Consider the following 16,257-nt stretch of genomic DNA (forward strand, 5'->3'; position numbering starts at 1 on the left):
AGTTCGCGTTTAACTACATACCGTTTTTCGCTTTAAACTCCCGACGCCGACGGTGCAACACCGGCTCGGTATAACCATTCGGCTGTTTAGTCCCTTCAATCACCAACTCCACCGCCGCTTGAAACGCGATGTTGCTGTCGAAATCCGGCGCCAACGGGCGATACAGCGCATCCCCGGCATTCTGACGGTCGACCACCGGCGCCATGCGCTTGAGGCTTTCCATCACTTGGGCTTCGTTGACGATGCCGTGGCGCAACCAGTTGGCGATGTGCTGGCTGGAGATGCGCAGGGTGGCGCGGTCTTCCATCAGGCCGACGTCGTTGATGTCCGGCACTTTAGAGCAGCCCACGCCTTGGTCGATCCAGCGCACGACATAGCCGAGGATGCCCTGGGCGTTGTTGTCCAGCTCGTTGCGGATCTCTTCGTCGGACCAATCGGTGTTGCTGGCCAGAGGAATGGTCAGGATATCGTCCACCGAGGCGCGCTCACGCTTGGCCAGCTCGGCCTGACGCGCGAACACGTCGACCTTGTGGTAGTGCAGCACGTGCAGTGCGGCCGCAGTGGGCGACGGCACCCAAGCGGTGTTGGCGCCGGCCAGTGGGTGAGCGATTTTCTGTTCAAGCATCGCCGCCATCAGGTCGGGCATCGCCCACATGCCTTTACCGATCTGCGCACGGCCTTGCAGGCCAGTGCTCAGGCCGATATCGACGTTCCAGTTCTCATACGCGCCGATCCACTTCTCGGCTTTCATGGCGGCCTTGCGCACCATCGCACCGGCTTCCATGGAGGTGTGGATCTCGTCGCCGGTACGGTCGAGGAAGCCGGTGTTGATAAACACCACGCGCTCGCTCGCCGCCTTGATACAGGCCTTGAGGTTGACCGTGGTGCGGCGCTCCTCGTCCATGATCCCGACCTTGAGGGTGTTGCGCGGCAGGTTCAGCACGTCTTCGATACGGCCGAACAGCTCGTTGGTGAACGCCGCTTCTTCAGGGCCGTGCATTTTCGGTTTAACGATGTAGACCGAACCGGTGCGGCTGTTCTTGCGGCTGCTGTTGCCGTTGAGGCTGTGGATCGCTGCCAGGCTGGTGAGCAGGCCATCGAGGATGCCTTCCGGCACTTCGTTGCCGTCTTTGTCGAGGATCGCGTCGATGGTCATCAAGTGGCCAACGTTGCGCACGAACAGCAGCGAACGGCCGTGCAAGGTCACGTCCTGGCCATCCACGCCGGTGTAGACGCGGTCGGCGTTCATGGTGCGGGTGAAGGTCTTGCCGCCCTTGGCCACTTCTTCGGCCAGGTCGCCCTTCATCAGGCCGAGCCAGTTGCGGTAGATCACCACTTTGTCATCGGCATCGACGGCGGCGACGGAGTCTTCGCAGTCCATGATGGTGGTCAGCGCGGCTTCCATCAGCACGTCTTTGACGCCGGCGGCGTCGGTCTGGCCGACCGGGGTGCTGGCGTCGATCTGGATTTCGAAGTGCAAGCCGTTGTGCTTGAGCAGGATCGCAATCGGCTGGGCCGCAGGGCCCTGGAAACCGATCAGTTGGGCATCGTCACGCAGGCCGCTGTTGCTGCCGCCCTTGAGGCTGACGATCAGCTTGCCATCCACGATCTTATAGCCGGTGGAGTCCACGTGGCTGCCGGCGCTGAGCGGCGCGGCTTCGTCGAGGAAGGCGCGGGCGAAGGCAATCACCTTGTCGCCACGCACTTTGTTGTAGCCCTTGCCCTTCTCGGCGCCGTCGGCTTCGCTGATGGCGTCGGTGCCATACAGCGCGTCATACAGCGAGCCCCAGCGTGCGTTGGAGGCGTTGAGGGCGAAGCGGGCATTCATCACCGGCACCACCAGCTGCGGGCCGGCCATGCGGGCGATTTCGTCATCGACGTTTTGGGTCGAGGCCTGGAAGTCTGCGGCTTCTGGCAGCAGGTATCCGATATCTTGCAGGAAGGCTTTGTAGGCCACAGGGTCGTGGGCCTGGCCGGCGTGCGTCTGGTGCCAGGTATCGATCCGCGCTTGGAAATCGTCGCGTTTGGCGAGTAGGGCTTTGTTCTTCGGTGCCAGGTCGTGGATGACCTTGTCGGCGCCGGCCCAGAACTGGTCGGCAGTGATGCCGGTGCCGGGAATGGCTTCGTTGTTCACGAAGTCGAACAGGACTTTGGCGACCTGCAGGCCACCGACTTGAACGTGTTCAGTCATTGCTTGCCTCACTCTGCGGAGCTTATGCGCTGTTTCAGATTTTCATTATGTAGTGCAAGGTTGGGCATACTACATGATGACTTGCGGTTGTGAAAATTAGACTAAATACGTCGTTTAGCGACCCACTTTGGCCGTACGGTCACAGCGGAGAACGGGATGTTCTCAAAAAACTATTGGATTGTTCCAGATAAATATAAAAATGGTACACGATTTGTTTTCGAGGGCGCCTGCGTCCACCTTGTAGATTGAAATCCCAGAGGGCTTCGCCATGGACCATCTTGTACTCACTATTATCGCCGCCGACAAACCCGGCCTGGTTGAACGCATTGCGCAGAACATTGCGGCCCACGGCGGCAACTGGCTGGAGAGCCGCATGGCGCACATGGCCGGGCAGTTTGCCGGGATCCTGCGGGTCAGTGTGCCTGCAGAAAGCCGTCAGGACCTGGTGAATGCGCTGGAGGACTTATCCACACACGGCATTCGCGTGCTGGTGGGTGAGGGCAGTACCGGGCAGGCCGCGGCATCCAAGGCGATCCTGATGACGCTGGTGGGTAACGACCGGTCGGGCATTGTGCGTGAGATCACGGCGCTGCTGAGCAAACAGGGCGTGAACCTGCAAAGTCTGAGCACGGATGTGCGCCCGGCGCCCATGAGCGGCGATCCGTTGTTTACCGCCGAGGCCGTGTTGCAGGTGCCGACAGCGTTATCCCTGGATACCTTGCAACTGGCCCTGGAAACCCTGGCGGATGACTTGATGGTGGAGTTGCACCACGAGGAATAACTGCCCACAGGGTTATGCATGGAAATCTTGCATGGGCCTGTGGATAACCTGTAGAGACCCGGCGCCAGGCCACGCCGGCCGGGCTTCTGCTCGGCTTGAGCAAAAAACGAGCAGTTTCAACGGCTTGTGCACAAATGGCGGGGATCAGGTTGTGGATAACCTTGGGGTGGATGTCTGCAAGCCACGCCCGCCGTGGCTTGCAGAGGTTTGTACGTTGTTTGATCAGCGTTTGCGCACGGTCAGCCAGGCGTCCAGGCTGTAGACCACCAGGCCCGCCCAGATGAATGCGAAGGCGATCAGCGTGCTGGTCGCCAAGTGTTCGCCGAACAGGAACACCGCTTCCAACAGCACCAGCGTGGGTGCCACGTACTGCAAGAAGCCCAGCGCGGTATAGGGCAGATGGCGCGCGGCCGCGTTGAAGCACACCAGCGGAATCAATGTGACTGGGCCTGCGGCCACCAGCCACCAGGCTTCGGAGGTGCTCCAGAATTCAAGCTGCGCACTGTGCGCCGTAGGGTTGAACAGCAGCCACGCCACGGCAATCGGCACCAGCATCCAGGTTTCCACCACCAGCCCCGGCAGTGCCTTGACGGGGGCTTGCTTGCGGATCAAACCGTAGAAACCAAAGGTCAGCGCCAGCACCAGCGACACCCACGGCAAACTGCCGACTTGCCACACCTGCTGCGCCACACCCACCGCTGCAAGACCGACGGCCATCCATTGCAGGCGCCGCAGGCGTTCGCCGAGGATCAACATGCCCAGCAGCACATTCACCAGCGGGTTGATGTAGTAACCCAGGCTGGCTTCGAGCATGCGCCCGCTGTTGACCGACCACACATAGGTCAGCCAGTTGGCGGCGATCAACGAGCCGCTGAGTGCCAATATCGCCAGGCGCTTGGGGTTATCGAGCAGTTCACGCAACCAGCCCGGGTGTTTCCACACCATCAACAGCAGGCCGCCGAACAGCGCCGACCACAACACGCGGTGCACGATGATTTCGGCAGCGGGAACGCTGGCGATGGCTTTGAAATAAATCGGGAACAGGCCCCAGATGACATAGGCGCTCAGGCCCAGGATGTAACCCTTGCGGGGGTTGGCGGGTTGCATTGCGGAATCCTTGCATAGGCAGCTAACAAAGGCGCAATTGTAAGGATTTTTGTCAGCAGGTGGGATGATGCTTGATCGTTCCCACGCTCTGCGTGGGAATGTGGCTTTTTTGGACGCTCCGCGTTCGCAACTGGAATCGTGACGCAGAGCGTCACAGGCGGCATTCCCACGCAGAGCGTGGGAACGATCAGGGGTTAGAAGAGTTTCAGCGGTTCTTCATTGAGCGCCGACAGCTGCTCACGCAACGCCAGCACCTGGTCGCCCCAATAGCGCTCGCTGCCAAACCACGGGAAGCTGTGAGGGAACGCCGGGTCATCCCAACGCCGTGCCAGCCAGGCGCTGTAGTGCATCAGGCGCAAGGCGCGCAGGGGCTCGATCAAGGCCAGCTCGCGTGGGTCGAAGTCGTGGAATTCCTGATAGCCGTCCATCAATTCCGACAGCTGGCCCAGGCATTCCTGACGGTCGCCGGCGAGCATCATCCACAAATCCTGCACGGCCGGGCCCATGCGGCAGTCGTCCAGGTCGACGATATGGAACATCTCATCGCGGCACATCATGTTGCCGGGGTGGCAGTCGCCGTGCATGCGGATGTTCTTGTGCGGCGTGGCCTTGTACACCTCTTCCACGCGCTTGAGCAGGTCGCGGGCTACAGACTCGTAGGCCGGCAGCAGGCTTTTCGGAATGAAATTGCCTTCGAGCAAGGTGTTGAGGGAGTCGTGACCGAAGTTCTTCACCCCCAGGGCTTCACGGTGTTCGAACGGGCGCGTGGAGCCCACCGCGTGCAAACGCCCGAGCAACTGCCCCAGGCGATAGAGCTGATCGAGGTTGCCCGGCTCCGGCGCACGGCCGCCACGGCGAGGGAACAGGGTGAAGCGGAAACCGGCATGTTCGAACAGGCTTTCGCCGTTGTGGATCAGCGGCGCGACCACCGGCACTTCGCATTCGGCCAGTTCGAAGGTGAAACGGTGCTCTTCGAGGATCGCTTCGTTGGTCCAGCGCTGGGGCCGGTAGAACTTGGCGATCAGCGGTTCGGCGTCTTCGATGCCCACCTGATACACACGGTTTTCGTAGCTGTTGAGCGCCAGAACGCGAGCATCGCTGAGAAAGCCGATACTTTCGACGGCGTCGAGTACCAAATCTGGCGTGAGTGTTTCAAACGGATGGGCCATGCGAACTCCTGCGCGCAGCAGGGCGCCGCGTCCGGCCCGGTATGGTAACGCACCAGAGCTTATATAGGTGGTGGCTGTTCTGACGCCTTCGCGAGCAAGCCCGCTCCCACATTCAATCGAGTTCCACCTTTGGAATAGGGTCGAATGTGGGAGCGGGCTTGCTCGCGAAGAGGCCTTATCAGGCGCCGACGACCCCGCCGTCATCGCGCCGAATCGCTATCACCGACGAGCGCGGTTTGCCGTTTGGCAGGTGCTCCGGCCAGGTCGAACCACCGGTTTCGCCGGGGTGCTGAATGCCCACAAACAGCGTCTTCTGGTCCGGCGAAAAGCTGATACCTGTCACCTCACATGCCACCGGCCCAACCATGAACCGGCGGATTTCCCCGGTAGTCGGGTCGGCACACAGCATCTGGTTATTGCCCATGCCGGCGAAGTCGCCCGCGTTGCTGTAGTCGCCGTCGGTGAGAATCCACAAGCGCCCGGCCTTGTCGAAACCCAGGCCGTCGGGGCTGTTGAACATGTTTTGTGGGTTGATGTTGGATGAGCCGCCCTTCGGCGTACCGGCATGCACGCCGGGGTTGCCGGCCACTACAAACAGATCCCAGGTGAAGTCCAGCGCACCGTGGTTATCGGCGTCGGCCTTCCAGCGCAGGATCTGACCGTAGACGTTTTTCTCGCGTGGGTTAGGCCCGCCCACCGGCTGGCCGTCTTCGCCGCGTTTGGCGTTGTTGGTCAGGGTGCAATAGACCTGGCCGTCGGTGGGGCTGACCACGATCCATTCCGGGCGGTCCATGCGTGTGGCTTTCACCACGCTGGCGGCCAGGCGCGCGTGGATCAGCACTTCGGCCTGGCTGGCGAAACCACTGCTGGCGTCGATGCCGTTTTTGCCGTGGGTCAGCTCGACCCATTGGCCTTTGCCCTTGGGGTGGTCGGCGTCGCCGTCGCCCGCGTCGAAAATCGCCACGTATAAGGTGCCGTGGTCGAGCAGGTCTTTGTTGGCCTTGGGGTTGTGATGGTTGATGGGGTCGCGGCTGACGAACTTGTAGATGAACTCGCCGCGTTCGTCGTCGCCCATGTACACCACGGCGCGGCCGTCGCGGGTTTCAGCCAGGGCAGCGTTTTCGTGCTTGAAGCGGCCCAGGGCGGTGCGCTTGACCGGTGTGGATTGCGGGTCGAACGGGTCGATCTCGACCACCCAGCCATGGCGATTGAGTTCGTTGGGGTTCTTGGCCATGTCAAAGCGCGGGTCGTGCAGGTGCCAGTTGATTTCTTTGCTGGCTGCCACCACGCCGTAGCGCTTTTGCCCGGCGTCGAAGGCCTGTTGTGGGTTGCTGCTGCCAAAGCAGTCAGTGAAGTTCTCTTCGCACGTCAGGTAAGTGCCCCAAGGCGTCTTGCCATTGGCGCAGTTCTGAAAGGTGCCGAGGGCTTTTTTGCCGGTTTTGTCGGCGCTGGTTTTCAGCCAGGCGTGGCCGGCAGCCGGGCCGCTCAGGCGGATCGGCGAGTTGCCGTGGATGCGCCGGTTGTAGCGCGAGTCCTGGACGAACTGCCAGGTGTCGCCCGTGCGCCGCACTTCAATCACCGACACGCCTTCGCTGGCCTGGGCCTTGTGCACGTCTTCGGCCGATTGCGGCGCGCCGCCGTGGGCGTAGAGGTAGCGGTAATTGGTGTATTCGTTGTTGATTGCCAGCAGTGCGCGGTTGTCGTCGCCGGGGAAGGCGAACAGGCTCATGCCGTCGTTGTTGTCGCCGAACTGCTGCTCCTGGGCTTTGGCGGTGCCGTTGCCGGACGGGTCGAATGCCGGCGCCTGCTTGTGCAATGGCTGGCCCCAACTGATCAACACCGAGGCGCTGTAGCCGGGTGGCAAGGTAATGGCGTCGCTGGTGGCGGCGGCGATGCTGGTGAACCCCAGCAGCGGGCTGGCGCTGGCGGCGTTCACCGCCAGGGCGCTGCGGGTCAGCAGGTTGCCACCGAGGAACATCGCAGCGCCGCACAGGGCGCCGGCGCCGATAAAACGCCGGCGGGTGAGGCCGACCATCTGTTCAAGGTCGGTGGCTTGGTTTTCTTCTAATAGGCTCATTTCAGGCTCCCTGCGGTTTTTGCAGACACCTTAAGGAGCACGCGTGACGAAATTGTTGCAGTTTGAAGTCGACCTGCGCGCTACACCGGCGTGCCGAGCAACACGTTGCTGGGTGAGAACTGCACCTGGATCGGCTGGCCCTCGGTGGCCTTCAACGCCTTGAGCGCGGCGGGCTGCGCCAGGGCGCATAAAACCTGGCCGTTGGGCAGGGTGATGCGCACCTCGCTGGGGCCGTCTTCGGCGTCGAAAATCGTCTCGATAACGCCGCTCATGCAATTGTGTCCAGGTGTTGCGGCTTGCCCGATAGCCAGCAATTCCAGCCAGCCGGCCTTGATCAAGGCCACCACTTCCACGCCGGTCTCGAGTTCGAGGCGCTGGGTGCTGTCATGGGTAATTTGCGCACTCAGGCTCAAGGCGCCCGACAACTGCAGGCGGATCAGGTCATTGCGGCCATGGCTTTCAATCGCGATGACCCGGCCGTGCAACTGGTTGCGCGCACTGGTGCGCAGCATTAAGCGGCCGAGCAGGTTGAAGTCACTGGCATCTTCATCCGAACCGAGTATTTCGGCCTGCAACACTTGCAGGCGCTGATAGAGGCGCAACACGCGCTCACCTTCGGCCGTCAGCTTGGCACCGCCGCCGCCCTTGCCGCCGACACTGCGCTCGACCAGCGGTTTTTGTGCCAGGTTGTTCAGTTCATCGATGGCGTCCCAGGCCGCCTTGTAACTCAAACCGGCGCTTTTGGCCGCGCGGGTGATCGAGCCCTGCTCGGCGATGTGCGCGAGCAACGCAATACGCTGGGGGCGGCGGATGATGTGTTGGCTGAGGGAGGTCGGCAGAGACATGTGGATACGCTTCTATAAGGTCAGCGGACGTTGCAGGCGTGGCGCACGGGAGTCAAGTCATGTGCCGGGTTTTGGCGTGCGGGCCAGGCAGTAGACGTCGACCTGGCGCGCCCCGGCCTCCATCAACAGGCGGGCCAGGCTGTGGGCGGTGGCGCCGGTGGTGAGTACATCGTCCACCAGCGCCAGGTGACGGCCTTGCACCTGGGCGTCGGGTGCCAGCGCGAATGCGCTGAGCAGGTTGCGTTTGCGGGTCTTGGCGTCGAGGGCTTGTTGCGCGACGGTTTCATGCGGGCGTAACAACAGGTGTTCATCGTGCGGGATACCCAGGCGTGCACTGAGCCAGCGAGCCAGCATCAGCGCCTGGTTGAAGCCACGTTCACGCAAGCGTTTAGCTGCCATGGGCACCGGCAGCAGGCAGTCGGGGCGCGTAAGGTCGGTGTTGTCGAAGCGGTGTTGCAGGTGCTGCCCCTACAGGCGCGCGAGCAGGTGGCCGAGGGGCCAGCGCGATTGATGCTTGAAGCGGCTGATCAAGGTGTCGACCGGAAAGCTGTAGGACCACGGCGCAATCACCTGTTTAAACGCGGGTGGGTGTTTCTGACATTGGCCGCAGATCAGTCCGTCCATGGGCAACGGCAGGGCGCATACCTCGCATTGCGCCATTAGCCACGGCAGCTCGATTTCGCAGACGTTGCACACACAATCGACCGATTCGGTGGCTTCATCGCACACCAGGCAGGTCTGGTTGTTTTTTAGCCAGATGTAAACTTCGTGTTTGTATCCAGGTTGACAGTGCATGAATCTTCCTTAAATATGCCGAGCATCCGTGTCGTGACTGTGGGTATTGCCCTTCCCACAGCGAAAGCCAAAGCATAATCAAGGAATCGCCCATGAGCGCCAGCACCACTGCCACCCTGCGTCACGATTGGTCTTTGGCCGAAGTCAAAGCGCTGTTTGTACAGCCCTTCAATGACCTGTTGTTCCAGGCGCAGACCGTGCACCGCGCGCATTTCGACGCCAACCGTGTGCAGGTGTCGACCTTGCTGTCGATCAAAACCGGCGCTTGCCCGGAAGATTGCAAATATTGTCCGCAGTCGGGCCACTACAACACGGGCCTGGAAAAAGAAAAGCTGATGGAAGTGCAGAAGGTCCTCGAAGAGGCCGCCCGCGCCAAGGCCATCGGCTCGACGCGTTTCTGCATGGGCGCGGCGTGGAAACACCCGTCGGCCAAAGACATGCCGTATGTGCTTGAAATGGTCAAAGGCGTGAAGGCCATGGGCCTGGAAACCTGCATGACCCTTGGCCGCCTTGACCAGGACCAGACCGAAGCGCTGGCCCAGGCCGGCCTCGACTACTACAACCACAACCTCGACACCTCGCCGGAGTTCTACGGTTCGATCATCACCACCCGCACCTACAGCGAGCGCCTGCAAACCCTGGCCTATGTGCGTGATTCGGGCATGAAGATCTGCTCGGGCGGCATCCTCGGCATGGGCGAGTCCCTGGACGACCGCGCCAACCTGCTGATCCAGCTGGCCAACCTGCCGGAGCATCCGGAGTCGGTGCCGATCAACATGCTGGTAAAGGTGGCCGGTACGCCGCTGGAGAACGCCGATGACATCGACCCGTTCGACTTCATCCGCATGCTCGCCGTGGCGCGCATCCTGATGCCGCAATCCCATGTGCGCCTGTCGGCCGGCCGTGAAGCGATGAACGAGCAGATGCAAGCCCTGGCGTTCTTCGCCGGCGCCAACTCGATTTTCTACGGCGACAAACTGCTGACCACCGCCAACCCGCAGGCAGACAAGGACATGCAACTGTTCGCACGCCTGGGCATCCTGCCGGAAGCCCGCGAAGAGCACGCCGATGAAGTGCATCAGGCGGCGATCGAGCAGGCGTTGGTGGAGCAAAAGAGCAGCGAGCAGTTCTATAACGCTGTTGTTTGATTGAAATGCAATCCAAATGTGGGAGCGGGCTTGCTCGCGAATGCGGTGTATCAGCACCAGATGTACTGGCTGACCCACCGCATTCGCGAGCAAGCCCGCTCCCACATTTTTAATCGAGTTCAGCCTGTTTAACCGAGGCCTGCATGTCTTTCGATCTCGCCGCGCGCCTCGCTGCCCGCCGTGCCGAACACCTTTATCGCCAACGCCCGCTGCTGGACAGCCCCCAAGGCCCGCAAGTGGTGGTGGACGGCCAGGCGCTGTTGGCATTTTGCAACAATGATTACCTCGGCCTGGCCAATCACCCGCACGTCATCGAAGCCTGGCGCGCCGGTGCGTCGCGCTGGGGCGTGGGCGGCGGCGCTTCGCACTTGGTGGTCGGGCATGCCACGCCGCACCATGAACTGGAAGAAGCCCTGGCCGACCTGACCGGTCGCCCGCGCGCGCTGTTGTTCACCACCGGTTATATGGCCAACCTCGGCGCCGTCACCGCATTGGTGGGGCAGGGCGACACCGTGCTGGAAGACCGCCTCAACCATGCCTCGCTGCTGGATGCCGGGTTGCTCTCCGGCGCACGTTTCAGCCGCTACTTGCATAACGACGCCAGCAGCCTGGCCAAGCGCTTGGAGAAGGCCACCGGCAATACGCTGGTGGTCACCGATGGCGTGTTCAGCATGGACGGCGATCTGGCCGACCTGCCCGCGCTGGCCCGCGAAGCCAAGGCCAAAGGCGCGTGGCTGATGGTGGATGATGCCCATGGCTTCGGCCCGCTGGGCGCCAATGGCGGCGGAATTGTCGAGCATTTCGGCATGAGCCAGGAGGAGGTGCCGGTGCTGGTCGGCACCCTGGGCAAAGCGTTCGGCACCGCCGGGGCATTTGTGGCGGGCAGTGAAGAACTGATCGAAAGCCTGATCCAGTTCGCCCGGCCCTACATCTACACCACCAGCCAACCACCGGCCCTGGCCTGCGCGACGTTGAAGAGCCTGGAACTGCTGCGCACCGAGCATTGGCGGCGCGAGCACCTCAACGGCCTGATCCGCCAGTTCCGCCAGGGCGCCGAGCAGCTTGGCCTGGACTTGATGCACAGCTTTACGCCGATCCAGCCGATCCTGATTGGTGACAGTGCCAAGGCCGTGCGCCTGTCGCAGATGCTGCGCGAGCGCGGCCTGATGGTCACCGCGATCCGCCCGCCCACCGTGCCTGCCGGCAGCGCGCGTTTGCGCGTGACATTGACGGCGGCGCACAGCGAGGCGCAGGTGCAGCTATTGTTAAACGGATTGGAAGCGTGTTTCCGCTTGTTAGGCGCCACGGAGCCCGACCATGCGTGATCGACTGATATTGCTGCCCGGCTGGGGCCTCGGTGTGTCGCCGCTGGAACCGTTGGCGGCCGCTTTGCGTGGCCTCGACGAGCACCTGCAGGTGCACATCGAACCATTGCCGGCGTTGGATTCCAGTGATGTGAATGAATGGCTCGACGAACTCGACGCCACACTGCCGGACAATGCCTGGCTGGGCGGTTGGTCCCTGGGCGGCATGCTCGCCTCGGAGCTGGCGGCGCGGCGCGGCGAGCGGTGTTGTGGGCTGCTGACGCTGGCGAGTAACCCGTGCTTTGTCGCGCATGCCGGCTGGCCCAGCGCGATGCCGGCCGAAACCTTTGATGCGTTTCTTGCCGGTTGCCATGCCGATTCCCAAGTCACCCTCAAGCGCTTTGGCCTGCTGTGTGCCAAAGGTGCGCAAGACCCGCGCGGGCTATCGCGTTTGCTGGTCAGCGGTGCGCCGACTGCGCCGTCCAGCGTGTTGATGCCAGGGCTCGAATTGCTTGCCCAGCTCGATACGCGTGCGGCGCTGCAGGCCTATCGCGGTCCCCAGCTGCACCTGTTCGCCGGTCTGGATGAACTGGTGCCTGCCGAAGCCGCCAGTGATTTGCTGGCGTTGCTGCCCGATGTAGAAATCGGCCTGATTGAACAGGCCGGTCACGCTTTTCTTCTGGAGGACCCTCACGGCGTTGCGGGGGCCATCCAGGCTTTTTTGCATGAGTGCGTTGATGACTGATTTATCCCACCCATCGCTGCCCGGCGCCTTGCCGGACAAACGCCAGGTAGCGGCATCGTTTTCCCGCGCGGCCGCCAGCTACGACAGCGTGGCCGAGTTGCAGCGCGCGGTGGGCGCTGAACTGTTGGCGCGGCTGCCCGCTGACACGGCGCCCCAGCGCTGGCTGGACCTGGGCTGTGGCACTGGGTTTTTCAGCCGCGTGCTGGGCGAGCGGTTGCCGGCCAGCCACGGCGTGGCGCTGGATATTGCCGAGGGCATGCTTAACCACGCGCGGCCTTTGGGCGGCGCCGAGCATTTCATCGCCGGTGACGCTGAACGCTTGCCGTTGCAGGGCGATAGTTGCGGGCTGATCTTCTCCAGCCTGGCGGTGCAATGGTGCGCGAATTTCGAGGCAGTGCTCAGCGAGGCCTACCGCGTACTGCAGCCCGGTGGCGTGCTGGCGTTCGCCAGCCTGTGCGTGGGCACCTTGGCTGAGCTGCGCGAAAGCTGGCGCGCGGCGGATGGCCTGGTGCACGTCAACCGCTTCCGCACCTTCGAGGCTTATCAACAGCTGTGCGCGGCCAGCGGCTTGCGCGTGGTCAGCCTGGCGCGCCAGCCCCATGTGCTGCATTACCCGGATGTGCGCAGCCTGACCCACGAACTCAAAGCATTGGGCGCGCATAACCTCAACCCGGGTCGCCCGGGAGGGTTGACGGGACGCGCGCGGATTGTTGCACTGGTGGACGCTTACGAGCAGTTCCGTCAGGCCCAGGGCCTGCCCGCCACGTATCAAGTGGTGTATGCCGTACTGGAGAAACCTCTATGAGCGCCGCTTATTTCATCACCGGCACCGACACTGATGTCGGCAAGACCACCATCGCCGCCGGCCTGCTGCACGCCGCACGGCTCGCGGGCAGAAGTACCGCCGCGGGAAAACCGGTGGCCTCGGGTTGCCAGGTCACACCAAAAGGTTTGCGCAATAGCGACGCGCTGGCATTGCTGGCCGAGTGTTCGTTGCCGTTGACGTATGCCGAGGTCAACCCGGTGGCGTTCGAGCCTGCCATCGCGCCACACCTGGCGGCGCGGGAGGCGGGCGTGGCGTTGACGGTGCAATCGCTGCTCAAACCGATGCAGCAGATTCTGGCGCGGCAGGCGGATTTCACCTTGATCGAAGGCGCGGGCGGCTGGCGGGTGCCGTTGGCCGATCAGGACAACCTCTCCGATTTGGCTATGGCGCTCCAACTGCCGGTGATCCTGGTGGTGGGTGTGCGCCTGGGCTGTATCAGTCACGCCTTGCTCACCGCTGAAGCCATCGCGCGGGACGGTTTGCCGTTGGCGGGCTGGGTGGCGAACATCATCGACCCCAAGACCTCCCGTCTGGAAGAAAACCTCGCCACCCTGGCTGAGCGGCTGCCGGCGCCCTGCCTGGGCCGCGTGCCGAAACTCAAGCAGGCCAGCGCTGAAGCGGTGGCCGAGTACCTGGAATTGGACTTGCTTGACTGATTTTGGCTATCGCTAAGGCATTATGCCATTAGTGTTTTTGACGGGCGTTTTGTCTGGATCTCTGCTTCAATTCAGGTTCACGATTCTCTAAAGGCAGGTTTACGCCATGGAAATCTCTGGAAGCAGCGCGTTTTATTCGGGGCTGAGCACGATTCAGGCCGGGCAAAACCGTGTCGACCAGGCCGCCGGCAAGATTGCCAGCGCCGCGACGACCCAGCCATCGGACGCACAAAGCGATCGTCTGCAAGCCAACGACCGGGCTCAGCCGTCCAACTCGGCGAGCAATATGGTCGAAATGGCCCAAGGCAAGTTTCAAGTGGAGCTGGGCGCCAAAGTCGCCAAGGCTTCGGATGAAATGCTTGGCACCTTGATCGACACCTACGCTTAATCTCGTTCTCTGTCTGCACCGGCCCTCCTGTGGGAGCGGGCTTGCTCGCGAAGGCGATTCTTCAGCCAACACTTCAGTTGGCTGATCCACCGCCTTCGCGAGCAAGCCCGCTCCCACATTTGTTTTGCGCCATTCTGTCGGACTTCTACTCTCCATTAATCATGTGGCAACCCGCCGCAGGCCTTGCCGTGCGCGCCGTTGATCCGCGTCATGACAAATGGCGTCTGGACGATGCTTGACAACCCCAGGTCGTAAACGTATGTTTCAAACACCTGTTTGACCGCCAGCACACATCCACGCGGTTGTTCATCCCAGATACATCAGCAGAGGTTTATCGCTATGCCTGACTACAAGGCCCCCTTGCGTGATATTCGCTTCGTTCGTGACGAACTGCTCGGTTATGAAGCGCACTATCAGAGCCTGCCGGCTTGCCAGGACGCTACCCCGGACATGGTTGACGCCATCCTTGAGGAAGGCGCCAAGTTCTGTGAGCAAGTGCTGGCACCGTTGAACCGCGTGGGTGACATCGAAGGGTGCACCTGGAGTGAGTCAGGCGTTAAGACCCCAACTGGTTTCAAAGAAGCCTACAAACAGTTCGTCGAAGGCGGCTGGCCAAGCCTGGCCCACGACGTGGAGCACGGCGGCCAAGGCCTGCCGGAATCCCTGGGCCTGGCGGTAAGCGAAATGGTCGGCGAAGCCAACTGGTCGTGGGGCATGTACCCAGGCCTGTCCCACGGTGCGATGAACACCATCTCCGAGCACGGCACCCCTGAGCAGCAAGACGCCTACCTGACCAAGCTGGTCTCGGGCGAATGGACTGGCACCATGTGCCTGACCGAGCCGCACTGCGGCACTGACCTGGGCATGCTGCGCACCAAGGCCGAGCCTCAGGCTGATGGCTCCTACAAGGTTTCCGGCACCAAGATCTTCATCTCGGCCGGTGAACACGACATGGCCGACAACATCGTCCACATCGTACTGGCCCGCCTGCCGGACGCACCGGCCGGCACCAAAGGTATCTCGCTGTTTATCGTGCCTAAATTCCTGCCGAACGCCGACGGCTCGATCGGTGCGCGCAACGCAGTGACCTGTGGTTCCCTGGAACACAAGATGGGCATTCACGGTAACGCCACCTGCGTGATGAACTTCGACGCGGCCACCGGTTTCCTGATCGGCCCGGCGAACAAAGGCCTGAACTGCATGTTCACCTTTATGAACACCGCTCGCCTGGGTACCGCGCTGCAAGGCCTGGCCCACGCTGAAATCGGCTTCCAGGGCGGCCTGAAATACGCCCGCGATCGCCTGCAAATGCGCTCGTTGACCGGCCCGAAAGCACCGGACAAAGCCGCTGACCCGATCATCGTGCACCCTGACGTGCGCCGCATGCTGCTGACCATGAAAGCCTTCGCCGAAGGTAACCGTGCGATGGTGTACTTCACCGCCAAGCAAGTGGACATCGTCAAATACGGCACCGACGACGAAGCGAAGAAGCAGGCCGATGCCCTGCTGGCCTTCATGACCCCAATCGCCAAGGCGTTCATGACCGAAGTTGGTTTTGAGTCCGCCAACCACGGCGTGCAGATCTACGGCGGCCACGGCTTTATCGCCGAGTGGGGCATGGAGCAGAACGTTCGCGACAGCCGCATTTCGATGCTGTACGAAGGCACCACCGGCATTCAGGCACTCGACCTGCTCGGCCGTAAAGTGCTGATGACGCAAGGCGAAGCGCTCAAGGGCTTCACCAAGATCGTGCACAAGTTCTGCCAGGCCAACGAAGGCAACGAAGCGGTCAAAGAGTTCGTTGCACCACTGGCGGCACTGAACAAAGAGTGGGGCGAGTTGACCATGAAGGTTGGCATGGCCGCGATGAAAGACCGCGAAGAAGTCGGTGCCGCGTCGGTGGATTACCTGATGTACTCCGGTTACGCCTGCCTGGCTTACTTCTGGGCCGACATGGCACGCCTGGCTGCCGAGAAACTGGCTGCCGGCACCAGCGAAGAGGCGTTCTACACCGCCAAGCTGCAGACCGCGCGCTTCTACTTCCAGCGCATCCTGCCGCGTACTCGTACGCACGTTGCGACCATGCTGTCGGGTGCCAGCAACCTGATGGACATGAAAGAAGAAGACTTCGGCCTGGCTTACTAAGCCTTACCGGGTTCTCTTGAAAACCGCCGCTGCCTTTGGGAGCGGCGGTTTTTTATTGGCTTATAAAAAACACAGTACAG

At 62.0% G+C, this 16,257-nt stretch carries 13 protein-coding genes and 1 pseudogene; 8 read left to right on the top strand and 6 right to left on the bottom strand.

Going from position 1 to position 16,257, the window contains the following annotated elements; genetic code table 11:
- Nucleotides 1-13: 13 nt before the first annotated feature.
- Nucleotides 14-2,191 carry a malate synthase G gene (locus tag HX783_RS19255; protein WP_177017927.1) on the bottom strand — a complete coding sequence of 726 codons (2,178 nt, stop codon included), beginning with the start codon at nucleotides 2,189-2,191 and terminating at the stop codon, nucleotides 14-16.
- 268 nt (nucleotides 2,192-2,459) lie between these two features.
- On the opposite strand from HX783_RS19255, the gene HX783_RS19260 reads away from it, so the two are divergent.
- Nucleotides 2,460-2,972, top strand: a complete 513-nt coding sequence (locus tag HX783_RS19260) for a glycine cleavage system protein R (protein ID WP_177017928.1) — start codon at nucleotides 2,460-2,462, stop codon at nucleotides 2,970-2,972.
- Between the two features lie 222 nt (nucleotides 2,973-3,194).
- Here HX783_RS19260 and rarD read toward each other — a convergent pair whose 3' ends face one another.
- The 5 genes and pseudogenes from rarD to HX783_RS19285 form a co-directional block, all read right to left on the bottom strand.
- Nucleotides 3,195-4,079, bottom strand: coding sequence for an EamA family transporter RarD (rarD, locus tag HX783_RS19265; protein WP_159960415.1), 885 nt, complete (start codon nucleotides 4,077-4,079; stop codon nucleotides 3,195-3,197).
- 194 nt (nucleotides 4,080-4,273) lie between these two features.
- On the bottom strand, nucleotides 4,274-5,248 hold the full coding sequence (locus HX783_RS19270) for a serine/threonine protein kinase (RefSeq protein WP_034116112.1): 975 nt from the start codon (nucleotides 5,246-5,248) through the stop codon (nucleotides 4,274-4,276).
- 178 nt (nucleotides 5,249-5,426) lie between these two features.
- The gene (locus HX783_RS19275; protein ID WP_177017929.1) at nucleotides 5,427-7,325 is read right to left on the bottom strand and encodes a PhoX family phosphatase; all 1,899 of its coding nucleotides are present in this window, start codon (nucleotides 7,323-7,325) and stop codon (nucleotides 5,427-5,429) included.
- 80 nt (nucleotides 7,326-7,405) lie between these two features.
- Nucleotides 7,406-8,170 carry a TOBE domain-containing protein gene (locus tag HX783_RS19280; RefSeq protein WP_177017930.1) on the bottom strand — a complete coding sequence of 255 codons (765 nt, stop codon included), beginning with the start codon at nucleotides 8,168-8,170 and terminating at the stop codon, nucleotides 7,406-7,408.
- Nucleotides 8,171-8,227: 57 nt separating this feature from the next.
- Nucleotides 8,228-8,965: pseudogene (locus HX783_RS19285) on the bottom strand (ComF family protein).
- A 92-nt stretch (nucleotides 8,966-9,057) separates the two neighbouring features.
- Here HX783_RS19285 and bioB point away from each other — a divergent pair.
- The 7 genes from bioB to HX783_RS19320 all read left to right on the top strand — a co-directional run bounded on the left by bioB (nucleotide 9,058) and on the right by HX783_RS19320 (nucleotide 16,177).
- On the top strand, nucleotides 9,058-10,113 hold the full coding sequence (gene bioB / locus HX783_RS19290; RefSeq protein ID WP_145157491.1) for a biotin synthase BioB: 1,056 nt from the start codon (nucleotides 9,058-9,060) through the stop codon (nucleotides 10,111-10,113).
- Nucleotides 10,114-10,256: 143 nt separating this feature from the next.
- Nucleotides 10,257-11,438: an 8-amino-7-oxononanoate synthase gene (gene bioF, locus HX783_RS19295; protein WP_177017931.1), complete on the top strand. Its 1,182-nt coding sequence runs from the start codon at nucleotides 10,257-10,259 to the stop codon at nucleotides 11,436-11,438.
- Entirely contained in the window at nucleotides 11,431-12,162 is a 732-nt protein-coding gene (locus HX783_RS19300) for an alpha/beta fold hydrolase (RefSeq protein WP_159960409.1), read from the top strand. Before bioF ends, HX783_RS19300 begins: the two co-directional genes overlap by 8 nt.
- Entirely contained in the window at nucleotides 12,155-12,967 is an 813-nt protein-coding gene (gene bioC, locus HX783_RS19305; protein ID WP_177017932.1) for a malonyl-ACP O-methyltransferase BioC, read from the top strand. Before HX783_RS19300 ends, bioC begins: the two co-directional genes overlap by 8 nt.
- Nucleotides 12,964-13,644: a dethiobiotin synthase gene (gene bioD, locus HX783_RS19310; protein ID WP_159960407.1), complete on the top strand. Its 681-nt coding sequence runs from the start codon at nucleotides 12,964-12,966 to the stop codon at nucleotides 13,642-13,644. Before bioC ends, bioD begins: the two co-directional genes overlap by 4 nt.
- A gap of 106 nt (nucleotides 13,645-13,750) precedes the next feature.
- Complete coding sequence (locus HX783_RS19315; RefSeq protein ID WP_025857014.1) at nucleotides 13,751-14,032, top strand: hypothetical protein; 282 nt, start codon at nucleotides 13,751-13,753, stop codon at nucleotides 14,030-14,032.
- 339 nt (nucleotides 14,033-14,371) lie between these two features.
- Nucleotides 14,372-16,177, top strand: coding sequence for a phenylacyl-CoA dehydrogenase (locus HX783_RS19320; protein ID WP_177017933.1), 1,806 nt, complete (start codon nucleotides 14,372-14,374; stop codon nucleotides 16,175-16,177).
- Nucleotides 16,178-16,257 lie beyond the last annotated feature (80 nt).

It is taken from the genome of Pseudomonas sp. D2002 (assembly GCF_013385735.1).
In the GTDB taxonomy this organism is placed as follows: domain Bacteria; phylum Pseudomonadota; class Gammaproteobacteria; order Pseudomonadales; family Pseudomonadaceae; genus Aquipseudomonas.